Genomic DNA, 22,894 nt, shown 5'->3' on the forward strand with positions numbered 1-22,894 from the left:
AATTCGTTCGACGCACTGGGTTTGTCAACGTCAGGTTTCTTCATGTCAGTCAAAATCTTAACTTCTACGTTGGTCGGGTTAGATGGCTTTTGCCATGACCCGATCGCGGTGCTGCAACAGGCAGAAAACGGCACGCTGGCGGTGTTGCAGCATAACGCGCCGGCGTTTTATGCGCTGACGCCACAACGGCTGGCGCAATTGCTGGCGCTGGAAGCAGCCGCGCAGCAACCCAACGATGTCACCCTGGATGACAGTTTGTTTGACACTCCGCTTGCCCCGATAGCGACGCCGGTCGGTAAATTTGCCATGTATGCGGGCTGGCAGCCCGATGCCGATTTTCAACGTCAGGCGGCAATCTGGGGTGTGGCGCTGAGTGAACCGGTGACGGCGGCTGAGCTGGCGACCTTTGTTGCTTACTGGCAGGCTGAAGGTCGTCTGTTTCATCATGTGCAGTGGCAACAGAAACTGGCGCGCAGCGTGCAGATGAACCGGGCCGCCAATGGCGGTCAGCCGAAGCGCGATATCACGCAGATCAGCAATACTGATTATGATATTCCCGATGGTTTTCGAGGTGAATGATGAAAACGCCGAACGATCTATTCAACCGCCTGAAAAAACTGATGCCGACAGAGGTAAAGCCAAAATTCACCAGTGGCGAGGAGCTGCTGGCCTGGAATCAGGAGCAGGGTCGTCTGCGTTCTGAGGCGATTGTGCGTGAAAACCGCGCAATGAAAATGCAGCGCATCATGGGCCGTTCCGGTATCCGTGAGTTGCATATGAATTGCTCGTTCGACAACTATCGGGTGGAAAACGAAGGGCAGCGCAAAGCGTTGAGTCTGGCGAGGGAATACGCTGCGGGTTTTGATAACAGTATCTCCAGCTTTGTGTTTTCCGGCCGCCCTGGCACCGGTAAAAACCATCTGGCGGCGGCTATCGGCAATGATCTGATTATTCGCGGTAAAAGCGTGCTGATTGTCACCGTGGCAGATTTGATGTCGAGCATGAAAGGCACCTTCAGCGGTGGCAGCGATATCACCGAGGAACGCCTGTTGCAGGATCTCAGCACCGTCGATCTGCTGGTGATCGATGAGATCGGTATGCAGAGCGAATCACGCTATGAAAAAGTGATCATCAACCAGATTGTTGATCGCCGCTCCTCGTCGAAACGCCCGACGGGCATGTTGTCAAACCTCGACCCTGCCGGTATGAACGCGCTATTGGGCGAGCGCGTAATGGACCGTATGCGCCTGGGCAACAGCTTGTGGGTACGCTTCGATTGGGAAAGTTACCGCAGCCGCGTGCGCGGCGATGAGTATTAATTATCCAACCTCATTTTATCTGGTGCGCTACGTCAAAAATGACAACAAAGTCTGAGATAAAGCGCACCCGTACACTGCTACACTGAACCTCTACCATTCTGCCGGTTGAGGTTGTCATGAAAACGATGGGCAAAGGGCCAGCGTTACTAAGACTGAATAACCTGAAGCGGGTGATGACGCAGCTGCGGCAAACCCGAGTGACCTCCCGCCAGGATTTAGCCCAGGCATTAACCCTCAGCAAAAATACCGTTTCGCTGATTGTGGATGATCTGCTGGCGCAGGGGTTAATCAACGAACTGGGGCCGGTGAGTGTCGCGGCTGCCGGGCGACCGAAAATCGAGATATCGCTACGCCCGGAGAAACTCAAAAGTGCGGGCATTATGGTCGAACGGCAGGCGATACACTGGCGAGTTTGCGACTATTTCTCGCAGGTGATTGCCGAGCAAACCTGGCGTTCGGAAACCAGCGACCCGGCGTTACTGCTCCAGGAGCTGGTGGAGTGCTGCCAGGCCCTGCGTGCAGCGCACCCGGAACTGATTGGCATCGCGATCGGTTTTCCTGGCATCGTCGATCCGCAACGCGGTTGGATGCATTTTTCTTCCCATCTTGGCTGGCAGGATGTTGATCTGCTGACGCCGCTACGGCGCGGGATTGACCTGCCACTGCGCATCATGAATAACGTCAAGGCAGCGGCTTTGCTGTCGGTGCAGCAACTAGCGTTAGACAAAAGCCAAAGCCATTTCTATCTCCGTATTGCCGAAGGGATTGGCGGGGCGTTGGTTCAGCACGGTGAAGTGTTTACCGGCAGCAGCTGGACCGCGGGTGAAGTTGGGCATCTCACCGTACAGCCTGACGGTCCACGCTGTAGCTGTGGCCGGCTGGGTTGCCTGGAAGCGCTGGTCAGTCAGCCAGCCATTCAACAGCAACTGTTGCGCCGCAAGCCTGGTTTGCGCTGGCAAAATCGTGACAGTGAACCGGCGATTGTGGATGCGGTATTGAGTGAGGCAGGGGCGCAGCTCGGCAGTGCGTTGAGTCAGGTGATGCTACTGCTTAATCCGGCCAGCATAATGATTGATGCCGCGTGGAATGCCTGCCCGGTCTTTACCAGAGCCGTACAGCAGGCGGCGGAGGCGAGTACGTTGGCGTTTACCTTCACCCATACCGCGCTGCATTTTCTGCCGCAGCGTATTGATCCTGCCAACGGTTTGGCGCTGGCAGTGATTGAACAGTATGAGCAGCGGATGGATTAACCTCTCTTCCGATGCGTAGCGGCGCGATTTATCGCGCGCCGCTATATGTGTTAATGACGCGGAATATTCAGCGATTCACTGGTTTTCGTGCTGCCGCTACTGGCCGGCACTTCGGCCTCAACATTAAACTTCTCCAGCACCAGACCGTGAATTTTCTCCAGCGATACCCCAGCGGTTTCCGGTAAATAACGGAAAGTGAAGAAGTACATACCGAGTGAGAAGATTGCGAACAGCAGCAGCGGGAAACCACCGTGGAACATGTCGATCAGCAGCGGATTGCTGTTCATGATCGGGAAGGTGGTGCTGATGACAAAGTTTGCCATCGACATCGCACAAATCGAGATCCCGACGCAGATGGAGCGAATTTCCGTCGGGAAGATTTCACCCAGCACCGTCCAGACAATCTGTCCCCAGGTCATGCCGAAGAAAATCATATACGCGAACAGGCCGATCACCGGCAGCAGGCCAGGCAGATGATAGTAGAAGGCAATAAACGAGTAAGCGAGGAAGATGCAGGAGGTGATTGCGCCAAGCAGCAGCAGCTTGCGACGTCCGACTTTATCAATCAGCGTCATCCCGGCCAGCACGCCGATGAACTGACAGACCGACAGCCAGAAGGTTTGTAACAACGCCGAATCGACACTCCCCGAGACGTTCTTCAGCAGCGTCGGACCGAAATACTGAATCACGTTAATGCCACTGATTTGGTTGCCTACCGCCAGACCGATGCCGATCACCAGCAAAGGCACGGTGGTTTTATCCAGACGGAAGCGCGCTTTATGCTGGCTTGCCGTCTCAGCGGAGAACGAGTGTTTGATCTCGCTAAAGACGCTCTCCGCATGTTCGCGATTGGAGATTTTGGTTAGCGTATCCAGCGCGGCATCGTACTTGCCTTTCAGCACGTTCCAGCGTGGTGATTCCGGGATAAAGGCGATAAAGAAGATAAACAGCGCACACGGCACCAGCGCTGTCGCCAGAATGTAGCGCCAGCCCAGGGCGATCATCGCGTCAGGCAGCATCGATTTGGTGATGAAGTAGTTGGTCAGCAGCACCACCGATTGTCCACCGACACAACACACCGCATAAAGCGCCGTGGTGCGGCCACGAAATTTGGAGGGTGACAGCTCGGCCAGATAAATGGGAGAGATCACCGAAGCGAGGCCGATTGCCAGGCCACCGATCATGCGGAAAATGACGAACACCGTAAAATTATGCGCAATGGCGGTGCCAATGACCGAAACGGTAAACAGTAACGCGGTGATGGCGAGAGACTTTTTACGTCCCAGCACATCGCTCAAACGTGGCGCGATAAAGCAGCCGACCAGACTGCCAAGCAGGATGTTAGACACTGCCCAGCCGGTTTCTGCTGGCGTCAGTTGGAAGTATTCACTTAATGGTTCGATGGCACCGGAGATGATGGAAGAGTCATACCCCATCAGCAGTCCGCCAAATGCGGCGACGGTACAGCAGAGGATGACATACTTCATGTTGTAGCGTTTTTGCCTGGTATTCATTGTTATAGCCCCTTGTCTCTACGGCCTGAACGTTGCTTGTCCAGAAAGAGGAATGTTGTAGGTTGTCGATGTTCCGTTTCTTCACGCAGGGTACTCAATATTGAAATATATTTTCTAAATGGATATTTTTGGATCATTTTTTCCGAAATGTGTGAGGCGTGTTGCGAAAATTATGGTTTGAGTTAAATCGACTAATGTTTATCCAGATGAAATGATAGGTTTTTTTGTCATTTTTGCCGAAGGGGGAGGTTGCACGGCTTGCTTTTTACTGGAATTTTCATTCTGAAAAGGCGCGTTGAAAAGGGGCTGTAGCAGCGGCACTCCGTGGTTTCATTTTTTTCCGGGCAGCAGGCATAATACGTTGATTGAAAGGCCGTCTTTGCGGATATCGCGATGAAAACGCAGCGCATCACTCTGGATGATATTGCCACCCTGGCGGGGGTCACCAAGATGACGGTGAGCCGATATTTACGTACGCCGGAAAAAGTTAAAACGGAAACGGCCGACAAAATTGCCAGCGTGATTGCCGAGATCGGTTATACGCCCGATCCTGACAACCTTGCTCAGACCAGTTCCAGCCCACCGCGCATTGGTGTGCTTATTCCTTCCTTTAATAATCAAATCTTTGCCGACCTGCTGGCGGGTATCGAATCGGTGACCAGCGCTCAGGGGTATCAAACGTTGGTGGTCAATTACGACTACAACCCGCAACGGGAAGAGGAACAAATCGCCACGGTACTGGCGTTGAATATTAAAGGGCTGATCCTTACAGAATCGGTGCACACCGTACGCGCAGAAAAATACCTCAAAGCGGCCAGTATCCCGGTGGCGGAGGTGATGGGGCTGACCGAGGCGCGCGATCGTATCAATGTGGGTTTTGACAACTATCGTGCCGGTTACGACATGACGGCAATGCTGCTGGCAAGCGGCAAAAAACGCGTAATCTACTTTGGCTCCATGTCGGACCGTCGTGATGAACAACGCTACGCCGGCTATTGTGATGCGGTGTCAGCGGCGGGGTTGCCGGAAGGGCGCATTGTGCCGAACAAAGTCTCCTCAGTGTCGATTGGTACCGGCATGATGACGCTGGCGCGCCAGCTCTACCCGGATATGGACGCGATTCTGTGTACCAATGATGATCTGGCGGTGGGGGTGTTGCAGGAGTGCCATGCCGCTGGCATTGCGGTGCCTCAATCGATGGCAATCGCCGGTTTCCACGGGCTGGAAATTGGTCAGGTCACCACGCCCCGCCTGGCGAGTGTCATCACACCACGTTTTGAAATGGGTAAAGTGGCGACAGAGATTGTCATCAAAAAGATTAACCATCTGCCGACCATCGAACAGGTCAACCTGCACTATCGTTTATCGATGGGTGCCACCATCTGAATCACAATACCCACACCCCGTAACAGCGCGATTTATCGCGCTGTTTTCATTTGCGCGATAAATCGCTTTAATCGCGTGCGGTGCTGCCGGCGATGGAGGGTGGGGTGTGGTGCGCGCGTTTCAGGAAGCGGCTTTCCAGCAAATTCCATGAGGTGTAGGCCAGCGCCAGGGTGATAACAATCGTCATCAGCAAGCCCAGGTAAGCGTTGGCGGTGAAAACCCCAAAGTGTTGCAGCAGCTGAATAATCGGCCAGTGGTAGAGGTACATGCCGTAAGACAGGTCGCCATACTGGCTGATTTTAATCTCGCTACACAGGTTGGTGCAGAACAGAATCACCACGGAAGAGAACGCGATGGGTTCAATAAGGAAGGAGTAGTCGGTGTTTTTGAACAACAAAAACAGCACCAGCGAAACAATGGTGATCTCTTTCAGGCGGTCAAAAGTGGGTTGATGCGTTGCCAGCAGACTGCCAAAGAAGAAGAAAGAGGCGAGCGAAATAAACTGTTTCGCCAGGGTATCGGCTTTCGGGCCGGTATACACCATCGAGAAAAAGAAGAACCACAGGCTGGAGATGATGAAAATCGCCGTCCAGACTTTCAACGGGCTCTTCTTCATCAGCGGCAGCACAAAGGGCAGCAGTACGTAAAGCGTCAGCTCGGCCTTAATCGTCCACAGCGAACCATCCATCGGCTGGTTGGGGTTATTGGTGAACACTCCGGGCAGCGAAGGCTGGATGAAGTTGAGGAACGAAAAGTTCGCAATGAGATACTTAATCGATTCTTTGTTCTTCAGAAAATCGACCAGAGGCAGCGTGGTGATGCACATCCCAATCACGAAACACATAATCACCACGAATATATAGGCGGGGAGAATGCGTTGTGCACGTTTAATAAAATAGGAGGTCAGCGATTTACTTCTCAAGTAACTTTTTGCAATAAGAAAACCACTTATTGCGAAAAATCCTCTTACGGCAAAATCACTATTCAGGAAGTGCGAGAGGAAACGAATGTCAGCATTTCTCGTCACTTCTGCCGAATGCACCAGTAACACGATAAAGGCGAGCGATAGTCGGACGATGTCGAAGTTATTTTTTTCGTTCATATCTGCATTCTTTCATTGAGTGACGTTGCGCCAGTAAAATCGTTATTAGATTTTACATGAGTTGTTAGGAATATTCCGATCACTGCTGACGCAGATGTACTACTATTAGAGTTTTAAAAGGTTCAAAAATCAAGTGAAGCCCTGATGAGGGAAGATATTCGGATTTTCCTTATGTGTCCATCGGGGTATTCTTAAATAGAGGAAGGTGCGCTGGCATTGGATGCCAGCGCATTAGAAATTAGCGGAATAACTGGAAGGTACGTGAAACTTCGTAGCCAGTAATCGACTGCTTACTTGAAATGGTATTGTAATATAGATAGTAAAGAACCATGAGTACCGTAATACCCACGGCCAGAACCTTCATTGCTTTCCTGGTTTCCCAGATACACAGAGAAATAAGTACCGGCTCAACCTGCAACAGATAGTTTGCCAAGCGGCCACCAGAGGCATAATCCTGCAATGCCATCCTTAAACCACTACCAATGGCAAACGTAATGACCAGAATGTAGTAGAGGCGAAACTTTTCTTCGTCGAAATTCTTTATTTTGTCACTTAGCAGCAGAAAGCTAAAAATGAAGACGAAGCCAATATTTTTCAGGTTGGAAAGCGTAATGATGCCTTGTTCCTGCGCGGAATCCTGGTTGGCATAGCCCATTGCCCTGTCGCCCAGAGAACCGATATGGCTGGAAATAAGAGAAATTAACGCCGAACTTCCCATAAAGGCCAGGGGTAGACTGGCGACGACGATAAGTATCGGAATGTATTTGTTTTTTCTGACAATTAATGCCATTGGGATCAGCAGTGCCACAATACCCGTAGCATGGCTGATAAACGACAGAATGAAGGTGGTGATCATCCCTGGTCTACTTCTGCGCGCGAAATGATAGACAAAGCCCATCAGAAACGCGGAACACAAACCAAAGCGGATCTGGTTCATGTCTTTATTGATAAACAGGTGCGCAGAATAAACAGCCAGGGCAACTAACGGTAATGGTGTCAGCTTACGGAAATAATGTGCGTTGACGCAGACCGCTATCATGGTAAAGACATAGATAAAAATATCCGGGTTAGCGGTAAATATTCTGGTGAAGCCTGCAATGGCATAAATAGCCGGTTCATAGCGGAAATTGACAACGGCATTCCAGAACCCTTCGATAATAATCTGATCGATGAATTGAGAAAAGAACTGGCGATACTGAAAATCATCCAGGCCCGTGCCCAGACCACGAATCCCGCCAAAGGTAAAAAGCACGACCACGGCAACAAAATAAATATATGATCGGATTCGCGCTGTGTTTTCATCTTTACTCAGCATGACTTCAACGATTGCAATAAAAGTCAAACTCAGGCTTATGATCCAGTAAATTCCCATGGTCACAGATTCTTATAGTTTAAAATTTACTTATAACATAGGGTGTTGTTAACGTAAACATGAGAAAAGTCTAATTTTTTCTGGTCCGGTATTATATTGAGTGAAAAAGGTGGTCATTATTTGCTATCTTTCCCTACAGATTCAATTGGACTTATTATAATGTTAGTTTTTTCTTCTGGGACAGGATTCTGATTCAGAATGTTGTGTCGTCATGGCACTCAGAATGAATGTTTATCATTGTTTTTATTCAGGATTTGGAGCCAGAGAGATGAAGTCACCTTTTTTATCTGCATTGATTTTCCTGTTTTATCTCCCCTGCGCCTTTGCCAATAAGGAAATTCCGATCTGGCCAAATGAAGTGTCAGGAAATAATACATTTATTAATTTTAGTAAAAACCCGGCAGATAATAATCGTGCTGTCACAAAAGTCGATTCCCCAGAAATAATTTATGTTCCTCCCGCCGGTAAAAATAATCATTCGGCTGTGCTAATCATTCCGGGTGGGGGATTTTCGTATATTATGCAAGATCTTGAAGGGTTAGATGTCGCGAAGGTTCTGAGTAAAAAAGGGTATTCTTCTTTTGTGCTGCTTTACCGTATGCCGCGTGGCGGATCTGACGTTAATCGAAATAATGCTTTTGCTGATGTTCAGCGTGCTATGCGCCTGATTCGCGCCGGTGCTGCTCAATATCGTATTGCGCCAGACCAAATAGGAGTGATGGGTTTTTCCGCTGGCGCATACCTGGCGGCGAACGTCAGCAATGATCCTGATGCCACCAATTACCCACCACGGGATGATGTCGATCAGGTTTCCGCCCGCCCCGATTTTGCGGCGTTGATCTACCCGGTGCTGTCACTACAGGATGGTGTGACTCATAACGGTACGCGTGCGGCGATGTTTGGCAAAGACATCAGCAACGACATCAAACAGCACTTCTCGCAGGAAGACCGCGTGACTGCCCATACGCCACCCACTTTTCTTGTTCAGGCGCTGAATGACGGCACGGCCTCGCCGCAAAACGCACTGCGTATGTTTGAGGCGTTGCGTAAAAATAAGGTGGCAGTTGAACTACATCTTTTCCAGCAGGGCGGGCATGGTTTCGGCATCGTGAAAAAACAGAATATCCCGGCAAAAAACTGGCCGACGCTGTTTAGTGACTGGCAGGCAAGTCTGGTGAAGCAACCCTGACCTGGCACTCGTGTGCACAATTTGGCGAGTTATCGATATTGATTGGCCTTAAGCATCAACATAGCCAGTTGCCGACTTTTTATAATCCTCCTGACTGACCGCATCAGGAGGAATGATGGATATTAACGTGGCCTTCATACATCAGTTGCTGCTGTGGATTGAGGCTAATATCGAACAAAAACTGATTCTGGAAACCGTTGCACAACGGGCGGGTTATTCGCAGTGGCATCTGCAACGCTTGTTCCGCAGTTATACCGGTATCGCACTGGGAACCTACATTCGCGAGAGGAAGCTCACGGCGTCGGTGATTGCGTTGTTAACCGACAATACCCCTCTGATGCATATTGCGTTGCAGTTTGGCTTTGACTCACAGCAGACTTACTGCCGCACCTTTCGCCGCATGTTCAACCTACCGCCAGGGGCATTTCGTCGCAAATATCAGCACAGCCTGCCGCATATTGATGGTCCGGCTAGCCTGCTGATGTTGCGTTCGCATGGTCATCCGGTGCGGTAAAATATTTTCCCGGTGTCGAGCCGAAGGCATGACGAAACGCACTGATGTAGCTGCTGACATTCTCGAATCCAACTTGCCAGGCAACTTGCTGCACGCTGTTGCCCGCGGCGAGTCCCTCCAGCGATTTCAACAGGCGTGAGGTCTGGCGATATTTTGCCAGGCTCATGCCAGTGGCACTGGCCCAGTGGCGGCTCAGACTTCTGGGGCTAAGCCCTGCCCAGCCTGCCAACTCGGGTCCGGTACGCATGTCAGATGGGTTGTCGATTAGCAAACGCGCTATCTGGAGCAGACGCGGATCTTCAGGTAAAGGCAGAGTGAGAGGCTGGACGGTGGCTTCATAGAGTTCATCGAGGAAAACTTCCCCCAACCGGTTGTAGCGTTCACTGCCCCAAAATTCTGGCGTTAAGGTCGCCAGCCGTTCGGCGAGAGGTTCCAGCACTGCCGGGCAGGATAACAATACCGGATGATCAGGCAATGGCGCGGCGAGATCTTCGTCAATCAATACGGTCCACCCCAACACCTGCCCGGGTCCAACGATCGCGTGTTCGAAGTGCGGTGGGATCCAACCGACTAAACGTGGTGGATTGGCAAAGATACCGGATGGCGTGTTAACCGTCATCAACCCCTGTTTCAGGCAATAAAGTTGTCCGGCAGCATGACGATGTGTGTGGCTCTCCCGATCCAACTCTTTGGACAACGATACGGCAATCACCTTCGGCGCATTCGGTTCCAGCAGCCGTTGACGCAACTCGTCTCTGCGTGGGTCACCCGCAAAAGGGATGTTATCGGATGGGTGGATTAACATGGGTTTTCCTGAAGGTCAGGCGTGAACAAGGTGGCGGAAGATCACAGGAGTCGAACCTGCCCGGGACCGCTGGCGGCCCCAATCGGATTTGAAATCCGACCGCCTCACCGGAGACGACGATCTTCCTTTACCGCAGCCGCAGAATTATAGCGGCAAACGGTGTGAAGTTGTTGATCTCACTCGTGCGTCACAGCACGTTTTCGCCGTAATGTTGCCGATACTCCTTCGGGGTGGTGGCGTAACTCTTCTTAAAGACCGAATAGAAATATTGTAATGAAGGGTAGCCGCACATCTGAGAGATCTCATTGATACTTAACGAAGAACTGGCCAGCAACTCACGCGCTTTCTCCAGTTTTTCGCGATGGATCATCGCATGAATGGTATCGCCGGTTTCATCGCGGAAGCGTTTTTCCAGATTGGAACGGGAGATGCCGATGGCGTCCAGTACCTGTTCGACCTTGATGCCTTTGCAGGCGTTAAAGCGGATGTAATGCATCGCCTGAATCACCGCCGGGTCACGCAGTGAGCGGAAATCCGTGGAGCGGCGGGCGATCACTTTTACCGGAGGTACCAGAATACGTTGCAGCGGCAGGGACTGTTTATCCAGTAACCGATGCAGCAGCTTGGCAGCCTGATATCCCATCTGACGCGTCCCCTGGGCCACTGACGAGAGCGCCACGCGAGACAGATAACGCGTCAATTCTTCGTTGTCGATGCCAATAACGGTGAGTTTTTCCGGCACCGGGATTTTCAAATACTCGCAAGCCTGCAACAGATGGCGAGCGCGGGCATCGGTGACGGCAATGATGCCGGTTTGCTGCGGTAGCGTTTGCAGCCAGTCAGCCAGGCGGTTTTGCGCGTGCTGCCAGTTTTCCGGCGCGGTTTCCATGCCCTGATAAACCACTCCCTGATAGCGCTCGCGTGCCACCAACTGGCGGAAGGCATGCTCTCGCTCCTGCGCCCAGCGTTTGCCGCTGGAAGCCGGCAGGCCATAGAAGGCGAAGCGGTTTATCCCTTTCTCTTTCAGATGTAAAAAGGCGCTCTCAACCAGCGCGGCGTTATCGGTGGCGATGTAATGCACCGGCGGGTAGTCCTGTTGTTGGTGGTAGGAACCGCCCACCCCAACAATGGGCACCGGCACATTCGCCAGTAATTTTTCGATTGAACTGTCATCGTAATCGGCGATCACGCCATCACCCAGCCATTCGCGAATATTGTCGATACGACAACGGAAATCCTCCTCGATGAAGATATCCCAGTCAGTTTGCGACGCCTGTAAATATTCGCCAACGCCTTCGACCACCTGGCGGTCATACACCTTATTGGCGTTGAAAAGTAACGTAATGCGAAATCGTTTCTCATGCATAGTGGCGCGCTCCCTTAAACCCCCAGCGCATTGCATAGCACGGCTGGCTGAGGAGCAGAAAGAATTTGCGCCACATTGTGATCGCCCACGCGATTACACCCGACGCCGGGTGGCGGTATCCATCCACACCGCCAGCAGCAGAATCGCCCCTTTGACGATGTACTGCCAGAAGGTGGGAACATCCATCATGCTCATGCCGTTATCCAGCGAAGCCATAATAAACGCGCCCATCACCGCGCCAGCGACAGAACCGACACCGCCTGCCAGGCTGGTGCCGCCGATAACGCAAGCGGCAATGGCATCCAGTTCAGCAATGTTACCCGCCGAAGGTGAACCCGCACCCAATCGTGAGCTGAGGATTAAACCCGCAATCGCCACCATCACACCATTGATGGCAAACACCGCCAGCTTGGTGCGTGCGACGTTGATGCCGGAGAGCCGTGCTGCATCCAGGTTGCCGCCAATCGCGTAGATACGGCGACCAAAGGCGGTACGCGTTGCCATAAACATCCCGCCCAACAACAGCAGCGCCAGCAGCAGTACCGGCGTTGGCACGCCACGATAGTCGTTCAACAGCCAGATGGCGCCCAACACCAGAATAGCGGTGATTGCCTGACGCGCGACCGCACCACCCGCTGCGGGTTGCGATAAACCAAGCTGCTGACGACGCAGGCGTAAGCGCCATTGCCAGACAATAAACAGCGCCAGACCGGCAAAACCGAAACCAAACCCGACCCCGCCAGGCAGATAGCTTTGGCCAATCTGCGACATCGCCGGGCTGGTTGGTGCGACGGTGGTGCCATCGGTGATACCGACCAGAATGCCGCGAAAGGCCAGCATGCCCGCCAGCGTGACGATAAACGAGGGCACTTTGCGGTAGGCTACCCACCACCCATTCCAGGTGCCGAGCAGCAATCCCATCACCAGCGTGACCACAATGGTTAAGGGCAGCGGCCAGCCGAGCCAGACGTCAAAAATCGCCGCCGCACCACCGAGCAGGCCCATCATGGAGCCGACGGAGAGATCGATCTCTGCCGAAATAATGACAAACACCATGCCAACCGCGAGGATGCCGGTGATGGCGGTCTGGCGCAGCAGGTTGGAGACGTTACGCGGGCTAAGCCAGGCCCCGTCGGTGGTCCAGGTGAAGAACAGGGCAATCAACACAATTGCCCCGAGCATCACCAATACCTGCAAATTGGGGAGCGGAAATTTACCCGCGCCCGCTTTACCCGGCGTCGTCAGGCCGCGTTGTGTACTTTCGGTCTTAAGCATAGTGTTCACTCCGCAGGGCGGCTTCCATCACCTGCTCCTGAGTCAGGTTATCGTTAATCAGATCGGCTTTGATTTGCCCTTCATGCATCACCAAAACCCGATCGCTCAGGCCCAGTACTTCGGGCAGCTCGGACGAAATGACAATCACCGCAATCCCTTGCTGTACCAGCGCATTGATCAGCAGATAGATCTCCTGACGCGCGCCGACATCGATGCCGCGCGTTGGCTCATCGAGAATCAAAATTTGTGGGTTAAGCAGCAGGCATTTGGCGAGGATCGCCTTCTGCTGATTGCCACCGCTCAGGCGACCAATAGGGAGTTCTGACGAGGACGTTTTGACCCGCAACCGGGCAATGGCGTCGTTAATCGCATGCTGTTCTCGTGCCTCATCCAGCGTGGAGAGGCGCTGACTGAACTGATCCAGCGCCGCCAGGGTGATGTTTTTGCCCACCCCCATCAGCGGCACGATGCCATCTTTTTTGCGATCTTCCGGCACCATTGCAATGCCATGCCCAATGGCGTCGCGGCAGTCGTGAATCTGCACCTTGCTGCCGTTGATCGTAATGTCGCCCTGCCAGCGCCCCGGCCAGACACCAAACAGGCATTGCACCGTTTCGGTTCGGCCAGCACCCACCAGGCCTGCGATGCCAAGAATCTCGCCGCGTTTCAGGCTGAAGGAAACATTGTTGACGCGGCGGATATGGCGGTTAACGGGATGCCAGGCGGTGAGGTTATCGACTTGCAGTATCGTCTCGCCGATTTCATGTGGCGTATGTGGATAGAGCGCGGTGAGCTCGCGGCCCACCATCATGGTGATGATGTCATCCTCGCTCAGCCCGGCAGCATCGCGCGTGGCGATGTGCTGGCCGTCGCGGATCACGCAGATGGTGTCGGAAATCGCTTTCACCTCGTTGAGTTTGTGCGAGATGTAGATGCAGGCGATGCCGTGTTCGCGCAGGTTTTTGATAATGCTGAGTAGCACTTCGGTTTCCTGCTCGGTCAGCGACGAAGTGGGTTCATCCAGAATCAGCAGACGTACCTGTTTATTCAACGCGCGCGCGATTTCTACCAGTTGCTGCTGACCGAGGCCGAGATCGCCCACTCGCGTGTCTGGCGACACATTGAGTTTGACCCGTTCCAGTAATTGTTGGCAACGTAGCGTCATGGTTTCGTCATCCACCATGCCGTAGCGCCCCAGTTCGGCACCGAGGAAAATGTTCTCCATCACCGTCAGTTGCCGTACCAGCGCCAGCTCCTGATGGATAATCACAATCCCTTTGCGCTCGGTATCGCGGATGGTCTGCGCCTGAATTTCGTCACCGGCAAAATGGATACTGCCGTCGAAGTCACCGTGCGGGTATAACCCGCACAGGATCTTCATCAGTGTCGATTTTCCCGAACCGTTTTCGCCGCACAGCGACATGACTTCGCCCGCATCCAGCCGCAGGCTGACGTCATCCACCGCTTTCACCGCGCCGAAGCGCTTAGTGATATGGTTCATTTCCAGCAACATCGACATCTCTCCTTCGCGGTCTGCGCTTAGAGTTCGCTCTGCTTGTGGAAGCCGTCTTTAATCACGGTGCTTTCGATATTGCCTTTATTAACCTGGATCGGTGTCAGCAGACGGGACGGCACATCTTTTAAGCCATTGTTAAGTTTGCCGTTGCTGGCAGGTGTCTGACCGTCACCGAGTTCCACGGCGATTTTTGCCGCTTCGGTCGCCAGTTGCGTGATGGGTTTGTACACCGTCATGGTCTGCGTGCCATTTTCGATGCGTTTGATGGCGGCAAGATCGGCATCCTGGCCGGAAATCGCCACTTTGCCCGCCAGCCCCTGCGCGCTCAGTGCCTGAATCGCCCCACCGGCGGTGGCATCATTGGAAGCCACCACGGCATCAATATGGTTGCCGTTTGCGGTTAAGGCGTTTTCCATAATTTTCAGCGCATTTTCCGGTAACCAGGCATCAACCCACTGATCGCCCACGACTTTGATGCTGCCATTATCAATGTAAGGTTTTAAGACTTTCATTTGACCGGCGCGGAACAGACGTGCGTTATTATCCACCGGCGAGCCACCCATCAGGAAATAATTTCCTTTTGGTACCTGCTGCACAATACTTTCGGCCTGAAGTTCACCCACTTTTTCATTATCAAAAGAGATATAAAAATCAATGTCGGCGTTATTAATCATACGGTCATAGGCCAGAACTTTAATGCCTTCACGCTTCGCTTCGGCCACCACGTTACTTAATACCTGGCCGTTATAGGGGATGATCACCAATACATCCACGCCGCGGTTAATCATATTTTCAATTTGCGACATTTGCGTTTCTTCGTTGCCGTTGGCGGATTGTACAAACACCTGGGCACCCTGAGATTCCGCTTGTTTTACAAAGATATCGCGGTCTTTCTGCCAGCGCTCCAGGCGTAAATCATCCATCGACAAACCGATTTTCACTTCTTTTGCCGCGCCAGCGTGGCTGACAAGTGCCAGGGCCGCGCAGACGGCTAACAGCGTTTTCTTCATGTTCATGGTGTTCATCCTGTAGGTGGAGGCTATTGTCGTTGTTTAGGGTATAAGGCTATGAACAGGGCGGTTGAATTGTTGACCTGAGTTTCCGGCAACATCAATTACTGATTTTTATCCGGCCATTACGTTTTTTGGTTTATTTGTGATTTTTTGAGCGCGATCGATATTTGGCGGTTTTCGGAAAAATGAATTGCAGCGGGATTGCGGGTTGGATTGCAATGAAATAACGACATTGTTTTGCGAGCTAACGCACAAATAATAATTATCTTAAGTTAAGTGTGAAATATCGTAATTGAGAAGCGGCAGAACGCATCACCACAATAATGGCTCACAGCTGACCATTCGGGTCCTCATGCTAAGGAGCAAAACATGCACGCCTATTTCGACCAGCTTGATCGCGTTCGTTATGAAGGGACCAACACCCATAATCCTCTGGCGTTCCGTCACTACAATCCTGATGAAGTGATTCTCGGTAAAACTATGGCTGAGCATCTGCGTTTTGCCGCCTGCTACTGGCATACCTTCTGCTGGAACGGTGCGGATATGTTTGGTGTCGGCGCTTTTGATCGCCCCTGGCAGAAGAATGGTGATGCGCTTGAGCGGGCGTTGCTGAAGGCGGATGTGGCTTTTGAGTTCTTCCATAAGTTGAACGTACCTTACTACTGCTTCCACGATGTTGATGTTTCACCGGAAGGCGACTCGCTGAAGACCTACCGTGATAACTTTGCGGTAATGACCGATAAACTGCTGGCAAAACAGCAGGAAACCGGGGTGAAACTGCTGTGGGGCACTGCCAACTGTTTTACCCATCCCCGCTATGGCGCGGGTGCCGCCACCAGTCCTGATCCGGAAATTTTTGCCTGGGCCGCCAGCCAGGTGTGCAGTGCCATGCAGGCAACACAAACGCTCGGCGGTGAAAACTACGTGTTGTGGGGTGGCCGTGAAGGTTATGAAACCCTGCTGAATACCGACCTGCGCCAGGAGCGTGAGCAAATTGGCCGCTTTATGCAGATGGTGGTCGAGCATAAACACAAAATCGGCTTCCAGGGCATGCTGCTGATTGAGCCAAAACCGCAGGAGCCGACCAAACATCAATATGATTATGATGTGGCAACGGTATATGGCTTCCTGAAACAGTTTGGCCTGGAGAAAGAGATCAAAGTCAACGTGGAAGCCAACCACGCCACGCTGGCCGGTCACTCGTTCCACCATGAAATTGCCACCGCGATTGCCTTGGGGATTTTTGGTTCGGTGGATGCCAACCGTGGCGATATCCAGTGTGGCTGGGATACCGACCAGTTCCCGAACAGCGTCGAAGAAAATGCGCTGGTACTTTACGAGATCATCAAAGCGGGCGGATTCACCACCGGCGGCTTAAACTTTGATGCCAAAGTGCGGCGTCAGAGCACCGATAAATATGACCTGTTTTACGGTCACATTGGCGCGATGGATACTATGGCGCTGGCACTGAAAGTCGCGGCGCGGATGGTGGCTGATGGCGAGTTGGATAAACGCGTGGCGCAGCGCTACAGCGGCTGGAACGGTGAGTTTGGTCAGCAGATCCTGAAAGGGGAATTCTCCCTGGCGTCGCTTGCTCAGCATGCCCAGCAACAGCAATTTAATCCGCAGCACCGCAGTGGACGTCAGGAACAACTGGAAAACCTGGTCAATCATTACCTTTTTGATTTTTAACCTTTCAGGAGAACAGCATGGTTATCGGGATCGATTTGGGCACCTCGGGCGTTAAGGTCGCGTTGCTGGATACGCAAGGGCAGGTGCTTGCCGTGGAAAGCGCGCCGTTGCAGGTGTCGCGCCCGCATCCTTTATGGAGCGAGCAGGATCCCGAAAGCTGGTGGCTGGCAACCGATAAGGCAATGCAGGCGCTGGCGCAGCGACATGACCTTGGTCATGTGCAGGCGATGGGTCTGAGCGGCCAGATGCATGGTGCGACGCTGTTAGATGCGCAGCAACAGGTGCTACGTCCGGCGATCCTGTGGAACGACGGACGCAGCAGTGAGCAGTGCCGCCAACTGGAGCAGCAGGTGCCGGATTCACGCACCATCACCGGTAACCTGATGATGCCCGGCTTCACGGCACCCAAGCTGTTATGGGTGCAGCAGCACGAGCCGGAAATTTTCAACCGCGTCGCTAAGGTCTTGCTACCAAAGGATTATCTGCGTTGGCGCTTAAGCGGCGACTTCGCCACGGATATGTCGGATGCGGCGGGGACGATGTGGCTGGATGTGGCCCAGCGTGACTGGAGCGATAAATTGCTTCATGCCTGTGGCCTGCATCGTAGCCAGATGCCAACGCTGTTCGAGGGCAATCAGGTAACCGGTACGCTCCGACCTGACATCGCCAGCCGTTGGGGGATGCAGCCAGTGCCACTGGTGGCGGGCGGTGGTGATAATGCCGCCGGGGCGGTGGGTGTTGGCATGGTCGAGCCGGGGCAGGGGATGCTGTCGCTCGGTACCTCCGGCGTCTACTTCCTCGTGAGTGATGGTTATCTCAGCAACCCACAGCGCGCGGTACACAGTTTTTGCCATGCGTTGCCACAGCGCTGGCATCTGATGTCGGTGATCCTCAGTGCGGCCTCCTGTCTGGACTGGGCGGCCAAACTCACCGGCTGCGAAGATGTACCACAGCTTTTGGCTGAAGCTGAACGGGCGAGCAGCGATGTCTCACCGGTCTGGTTTTTGCCTTATCTCTCGGGTGAGCGCACGCCGCACAACAATCCACAGGCGCAGGGGGCATTTTTTGGCCTGACGCATCAGCATGGCCGGCCGGAACTGGCGCGAGCGGTGTTGGAAGGGGTGGGATTTGCCCTGGCGGAGGGCATGGATGCGGTACACGAATGTGGCGTCCAGCCAAAGACGGTGATGTTGATTGGCGGTGGCGCACGTAGCGCTTACTGGCGACAAATGTTATCGGATATCAGTGGGTTGACGCTGGATTATTGTCATGGTGGTGAAGTCGGCCCGGCACTGGGGGCGGCACGCCTGGCGCAGTTGGCCGTCGATGCCAACAGCGAACTGCCCACACCGGAACTGGCGCAACGCCATCAGCCGGATACGGCTCGCCATCAGGCTTATCAACCACAACGTGAGGTATTCGCCCGGCTCTATCAGCAACTGAAGTCGTTGATGTCCTGATACGTCAGCATGATGGCCGGAATTGGCATGGGTCTGGCCATAAAGTCAGGTAAGATGAGCACTGACGTAGCGGCGCGATTTATCGCGCAAGTTTTTGGCAGCGGGTATCCCGGCTCGAAAATATGCGCGATAAATCGCGCCGCTACGGGTTTAATGCGGGACGTAAACGGAACCAACCGGAGTATACCCATGCCGCAACCCGTATTTTTCCTGACGTTACCCGGCGTTATGGTGCTTGATCTCACCGGCCCGGCCGAAACCTTCCAGTTGGCTGGCGGTCACTTCTCGCTGCATTACATCGGCCCGGAAGCCAGCGTGCTCGGCTCCACCCACATGACCATCAGCAATATCGCGCCACTGCCCGAACGGTTACCGGCTAACAGCCTGTTGGTGGTGCCCGGTGTGCATGATTCGCGTACCTGCTATGACACCCCGGCGGCGACGCTGGCGCGTGACTGGCTGCGGCAGCAACGGGCGGATATTGAAGCCCAGCGCATCACCCTGGTCTGTGTCTGCTCCGGTTCATTGCTGGCGGCACAGGCGGGATTGCTGGATGGTGTGCTGTGCACCACCCATCATGAAGTGCTGCCGCGTTTGCAGGCGGCGGCCCCGGCGGCGCGGGTAAAAGAGAATCGCGTATTTATTGAAGATGGCGGCATCTGGACCAGCGCCGGGATCACCGCGGGTATTGATCTCGCGCTGCATCTGATTAACCGGCTATGCGGAGCGCGTCAGGCGCTGGCGGTGGCACGCGAGATGGTGGTGTGGTTCCGCCGTTCCGGTGATGATCCGCAACTCTCGCCGTGGCTGCGCTACCGTAATCACCTGCACCCGGCGATTCATCGCGCGCAGGATGTGATGATTGCCCATCCTGAACATGACTGGTCATTACCGGCACTGGCCGAGCGTGCCCACGTCAGCGAGCGGCATCTGACGCGTCTGTTCCGCCAGCATCTCGGCATCAGCGTGCGCGAATATCACGAGCAATTGCGGCTGGTGATTGCCCGGCAACGCCAGCAACAGGGCGAAGCTGCGGAAAAAGCCGCGCTGGCGGCCGGTTTCTCTTCTGCACGACAGTTGCGTCGTGCCAGGGAGCGCTGGGACGATCAACTCACCAGATGATGTTTATCTACCCGTTTAAGCAACATCGCCAGTAACAAGCTGCCGATTAGCGTTACGCCAAACACCCAGGGAAGATCAATCCACGGTTGTGCCATGTCGTCGTAATGATTGGTGCGCAGGAAATGGATAAACAGCGCGTGAAAGCCGTAAATGGGCAGGGAATAACGCGCTATGGTGGCTAAAATTGGCAAACTACGGCGATTGAGGACATTTTTGCTCAAGATCAGCACGCTGATGGCGGCAATAAACACCAGCGGCCCGCAGTAGAGATACCAGGTATCATTGAAGGCTCCGTTTATGCGCAGCATCTGTTTGGTGCCGAGCGCAATCCCCGCCACACAGGCAATAAACGCCAGCGCCGCCAGCCCGGTTATGCCGCGTTTTTCTGTGTCCATACAGCCAATCGCCCGTCCCAACAGCGCGTATAACAGGTAATAAATAGTGTCGCCGCTGACATACAAATTGACCGGCAACCAATGGAACGAGCCAACCGACTGGTTGATGGTATTGGGATTGGCGAGCACCACCAGTACCACCACCAGTAGCGCGACATAGCGTGGTGGCACATTTTTTACCTGAATCAACGGTGACAGCAAGTAAATACCGATAATCGCAAAGAAAAACCACAGGTGATAAAACACCGGCTTCTGCAACAATTTCAGCAGCGACCGCCCTTCGCTGATCGGCGTCAGCCAGGTGATATACGCCAGCGCCACCGCGCTGTAGAACAGCAGGCACAACACGATTCGCAGCAAATGCCGGCCTTGTGCGCTGCGCTCACCAAAGAACAGATAGCCTGAGATCATAAAGAACAGCGGCACGCAGACGCGCGAAACGGAATTGAGCAGGTTGGCGACGTCCCAACTGATGCCGGTTACCGCCAGCGGCCCGGTGATGTACCAGGTGGTGGTATGAATGACGATCACCATCAGGCAGGCGATGGCGCGTAAGTTGTCGATCCAGTAAATTTTTTGCGACATAGCTTCCCCGTGCGCAGAGCGTCCTGGTGGAGAAGGGTAGTCAGCGACCGGCGCGCCAACAACCTTTTGGCCTGAAATTCAGAGCCATCTGGCTGCTGGCGCGTTGACGGTTAATCACGCACGAGGAATTTTTCGATCACTGCTTCGTTCGGCTCCACGCCCAGGCCGGGTTCTGAAGGCAACCAGGCGTAGCCATCAGCGATGCGCACCGGATTTTTCGCCAACGAACGGCTGATCTCACCCGGCTCGACGCAATATTCCATCACCAGCGCATTCTCAATCGCGCACAGGAAATGCAGCGAGGCGGCGGTGTTGATATCGGTGGTGAAGTTGTGATTGCACACCTTACGACCGCGACTGTGCGCATAGCTGGCAATTTCCATCGCCTGGGTAAAGCCGGTGCGCGTCAGGTCAATCTGCACAATATCGATACCGCCTTCGTCGATCAGGCGCTGGAAGCCCACCACTGAACACTCCTGTTCGCCTGCCGCAATGTGCTGCTGGCAGGCTGTCGAGACCTGGCCGTAACCGGCGTAGTTGTCCGGGTGCAGCGGTTCTTCAATCCAGAACAGGTTCAGATGCTCATAACGCTGACCACGACGGATGGTGGTTTTGGCATCCCATACATGGCCGACGTCCAGCATCAGATCCACGCTGTCGCCCATCTCGCGGCGCAGCGCTTCCAGATAGCGTAAATCCAGCGCTTCATCGGTGCCAAACGGCTCCCAGCCAAATTTCACCCCGGTATGGCCGGTATCGATAGCGTGCTTCGCTCGCGCCACGGTGTCGGCCACGCTGAACTGGAACATATTCGAGGAGTAGACGCGCATTTTGTCGCGCAGCGCGCCGCCCAGCAGCTCGACAATCGGTTTACCCAACGCTTTACCTTTGATATCCCACAACGCGATATCAATGCCCGCCATCGCCTGCAACACGGCACCGCTGCGGCCATAGTAGATGGTGGCGCGATGCATTTTTTTCCACAACCGTCCGGTTTCCAGCGGGTTTTCACCGATCAGCAGCGATTTCAGGCCGGTGACCATGGTGTGGGAATAGGGGGCTTCGATGATGGCTTTGGTGACATAGGGGCTGCCATCCACCTCGCCCCAGCCGGTAATCCCGGCATCGGTGGTGATTTTAATCAACAACGCATCCTGTGAACTGTCGGTGCGCTGTTCAATGACCGGGAGGCGCAGGTAAAACGCCTCGACGTTGGTAATCTTCATCGTGGTTATCCTGGTGTAAAAGCAAAAAAAGGCGTCAACCGGCGCTGGAACGTTGCTGTCGGCGCTGCGAAATAATGGTTTCGTAGTCCACATCCAGAGCCTGAATGCGGATATGGTTTTCAATCTCGTCGGTCATTTTGGCGATATCGCCTTCCGCGAACACGTTAATCAGCCGCTGATGCTCTTCGATAATGTCGCTCATCGATTTGCCCATGGTGGAGAGGCCGAAAATCACCGTAAGCTGGCGCGCAATCGACTCCCACAAATTGCTCAACACCGGGTTCTGGGCAAAGCTGCACAGCGTGCGATGGAAATCGGTATCCGCTGAGGCAAAGCCATACACATCCTCGTGTTGCATCATCATCTGCATAGCGGCGACGCCCTGGTACAACTGGGTGAGCTGCGCGGCGCTGTTGCGCCCGGCTTCAATCGCCCGGCGGCAGGCCAGCGTTTCCAGTGGAATTCGCACATCGATAATCTGCTCCAGCCGTTGATGGGAGATCTCCATCAGGCGAATACCTTTGTACGGTTCGCTGGTCACGATGCCCTGACTTTCGAGAATGCGCAGCGCCTCGCGGATAGGGACGCGGCTCATGCCAAGTTTCGCCACCAGGTCCGGCTCGGCAATGCGGTCCCCGGGCAGAATCAGGCCTCGGGAGGCGGCGCTAAGAATGGCATCTACTGCATGATCGACCAGGGTACGCGGGCGCGCCGCGTTCCAGCTGTTTTCGGTCTGTTCTTCCAGTGCCAGTGGGGCGCTGTTTTTATTACGGGTCGACTTTCCTGCCATGGT

The 22,894-nt window shown here is 53.9% G+C and carries 20 protein-coding genes and 1 tRNA gene; 9 read left to right on the forward strand and 12 right to left on the reverse strand.

The features are described 5' to 3' along the window. Window positions 1–42: 42 nt before the first annotated feature. From dnaT to CTZ24_RS00270, 3 genes are all read left to right on the forward strand, one after another. On the forward strand, window positions 43–579 hold the full coding sequence (gene dnaT / locus CTZ24_RS00260; RefSeq protein WP_021183681.1) for a primosomal protein DnaT: 537 nt from the start codon (window positions 43–45) through the stop codon (window positions 577–579). Continuing rightward, window positions 579–1,319 (forward strand): replicative helicase loader DnaC, encoded by a 741-nt coding sequence (gene dnaC / locus CTZ24_RS00265; RefSeq protein ID WP_021183682.1) that lies wholly within the window; start codon window positions 579–581, stop codon window positions 1,317–1,319. The genes dnaT and dnaC overlap by 1 nt, the downstream gene beginning before the upstream one ends. Before the next feature lie 116 nt (window positions 1,320–1,435). Further along, window positions 1,436–2,569, forward strand: coding sequence for an ROK family protein (locus tag CTZ24_RS00270; RefSeq protein WP_208724486.1), 1,134 nt, complete (start codon window positions 1,436–1,438; stop codon window positions 2,567–2,569). Window positions 2,570–2,619: 50 nt separating this feature from the next. Here the strand turns inward: CTZ24_RS00270 and CTZ24_RS00275 are convergent, their stop codons facing one another. Then, window positions 2,620–4,083 (reverse strand): sugar porter family MFS transporter, encoded by a 1,464-nt coding sequence (locus CTZ24_RS00275; RefSeq protein WP_208724487.1) that lies wholly within the window; start codon window positions 4,081–4,083, stop codon window positions 2,620–2,622. 393 nt (window positions 4,084–4,476) lie between these two features. Between CTZ24_RS00275 and CTZ24_RS00280 the strand changes: the two genes are divergently transcribed. Next, window positions 4,477–5,469, forward strand: a complete 993-nt coding sequence (locus tag CTZ24_RS00280) for a LacI family DNA-binding transcriptional regulator (RefSeq protein WP_013507234.1) — start codon at window positions 4,477–4,479, stop codon at window positions 5,467–5,469. 67 nt (window positions 5,470–5,536) lie between these two features. On the opposite strand, the gene CTZ24_RS00285 is transcribed toward CTZ24_RS00280, so the two are convergent. Then, window positions 5,537–6,571 carry an acyltransferase family protein gene (locus tag CTZ24_RS00285; RefSeq protein ID WP_208724488.1) on the reverse strand — a complete coding sequence of 345 codons (1,035 nt, stop codon included), beginning with the start codon at window positions 6,569–6,571 and terminating at the stop codon, window positions 5,537–5,539. Between the two features lie 238 nt (window positions 6,572–6,809). Next, entirely contained in the window at window positions 6,810–7,943 is a 1,134-nt protein-coding gene (locus CTZ24_RS00290; RefSeq protein ID WP_021183687.1) for an EpsG family protein, read from the reverse strand. A 223-nt stretch (window positions 7,944–8,166) separates the two neighbouring features. On the opposite strand from CTZ24_RS00290, the gene CTZ24_RS00295 reads away from it, so the two are divergent. Then, on the forward strand, window positions 8,167–9,132 hold the full coding sequence (locus tag CTZ24_RS00295) for an alpha/beta hydrolase (protein WP_244634005.1): 966 nt from the start codon (window positions 8,167–8,169) through the stop codon (window positions 9,130–9,132). A 115-nt stretch (window positions 9,133–9,247) separates the two neighbouring features. Continuing rightward, complete coding sequence (locus CTZ24_RS00300) at window positions 9,248–9,646, forward strand: helix-turn-helix domain-containing protein (protein WP_208725477.1); 399 nt, start codon at window positions 9,248–9,250, stop codon at window positions 9,644–9,646. Here the strand turns inward: CTZ24_RS00300 and CTZ24_RS00305 are convergent. The 6 genes from CTZ24_RS00305 to xylF all read right to left on the reverse strand — a co-directional run bounded on the left by CTZ24_RS00305 (window position 9,603) and on the right by xylF (window position 15,624). Further along, window positions 9,603–10,451, reverse strand: coding sequence for a helix-turn-helix domain-containing protein (locus CTZ24_RS00305; RefSeq protein WP_208724489.1), 849 nt, complete (start codon window positions 10,449–10,451; stop codon window positions 9,603–9,605). The two genes, CTZ24_RS00300 and CTZ24_RS00305, sit on opposite strands and share 44 nt — an antisense overlap. A gap of 31 nt (window positions 10,452–10,482) precedes the next feature. Beyond that, window positions 10,483–10,577, reverse strand: a tRNA-Sec gene (locus CTZ24_RS00310). A gap of 61 nt (window positions 10,578–10,638) precedes the next feature. Further along, complete coding sequence (xylR, locus tag CTZ24_RS00315) at window positions 10,639–11,817, reverse strand: D-xylose utilization transcriptional activator XylR (RefSeq protein ID WP_021183691.1); 1,179 nt, start codon at window positions 11,815–11,817, stop codon at window positions 10,639–10,641. A 93-nt stretch (window positions 11,818–11,910) separates the two neighbouring features. Next, window positions 11,911–13,092: a xylose ABC transporter permease XylH gene (gene xylH / locus CTZ24_RS00320; RefSeq protein WP_208724490.1), complete on the reverse strand. Its 1,182-nt coding sequence runs from the start codon at window positions 13,090–13,092 to the stop codon at window positions 11,911–11,913. Next, on the reverse strand, window positions 13,085–14,611 hold the full coding sequence (locus CTZ24_RS00325) for a xylose ABC transporter ATP-binding protein (protein ID WP_036625761.1): 1,527 nt from the start codon (window positions 14,609–14,611) through the stop codon (window positions 13,085–13,087). The genes xylH and CTZ24_RS00325 overlap by 8 nt, the downstream gene beginning before the upstream one ends. 20 nt (window positions 14,612–14,631) lie before the next feature. Beyond that, the gene (gene xylF / locus CTZ24_RS00330) at window positions 14,632–15,624 is read right to left on the reverse strand and encodes a D-xylose ABC transporter substrate-binding protein (RefSeq protein WP_021183694.1); all 993 of its coding nucleotides are present in this window, start codon (window positions 15,622–15,624) and stop codon (window positions 14,632–14,634) included. 366 nt (window positions 15,625–15,990) lie between these two features. Here xylF and xylA point away from each other — a divergent pair, with 366 nt between their 5' ends. The 3 genes from xylA to CTZ24_RS00345 all read left to right on the forward strand — a co-directional run bounded on the left by xylA (window position 15,991) and on the right by CTZ24_RS00345 (window position 19,895). Continuing rightward, window positions 15,991–17,313: a xylose isomerase gene (gene xylA / locus CTZ24_RS00335; RefSeq protein WP_021183695.1), complete on the forward strand. Its 1,323-nt coding sequence runs from the start codon at window positions 15,991–15,993 to the stop codon at window positions 17,311–17,313. Between the two features lie 17 nt (window positions 17,314–17,330). Beyond that, a complete protein-coding gene (xylB, locus tag CTZ24_RS00340; protein WP_208724491.1) occupies window positions 17,331–18,773 on the forward strand; it encodes a xylulokinase in 1,443 nt (480 codons plus the stop codon). 189 nt (window positions 18,774–18,962) lie between these two features. Next, window positions 18,963–19,895 carry a GlxA family transcriptional regulator gene (locus tag CTZ24_RS00345; protein WP_021183697.1) on the forward strand — a complete coding sequence of 311 codons (933 nt, stop codon included), beginning with the start codon at window positions 18,963–18,965 and terminating at the stop codon, window positions 19,893–19,895. Here the strand turns inward: CTZ24_RS00345 and CTZ24_RS00350 are convergent. The 3 genes from CTZ24_RS00350 to CTZ24_RS00360 form a co-directional block, all read right to left on the reverse strand. Next, window positions 19,880–20,875, reverse strand: coding sequence for an acyltransferase (locus tag CTZ24_RS00350; RefSeq protein WP_208724492.1), 996 nt, complete (start codon window positions 20,873–20,875; stop codon window positions 19,880–19,882). The two genes, CTZ24_RS00345 and CTZ24_RS00350, sit on opposite strands and share 16 nt — an antisense overlap. A gap of 110 nt (window positions 20,876–20,985) precedes the next feature. Beyond that, a complete protein-coding gene (locus CTZ24_RS00355; RefSeq protein WP_021183699.1) occupies window positions 20,986–22,101 on the reverse strand; it encodes a mandelate racemase/muconate lactonizing enzyme family protein in 1,116 nt (371 codons plus the stop codon). 34 nt (window positions 22,102–22,135) lie between these two features. Beyond that, entirely contained in the window at window positions 22,136–22,891 is a 756-nt protein-coding gene (locus CTZ24_RS00360) for a GntR family transcriptional regulator (RefSeq protein ID WP_208724493.1), read from the reverse strand. Window positions 22,892–22,894 lie beyond the last annotated feature (3 nt).

The sequence above is a fragment of the Pantoea phytobeneficialis genome, from assembly GCF_009728735.1.
Lineage (GTDB): Bacteria > Pseudomonadota > Gammaproteobacteria > Enterobacterales > Enterobacteriaceae > Pantoea > Pantoea phytobeneficialis.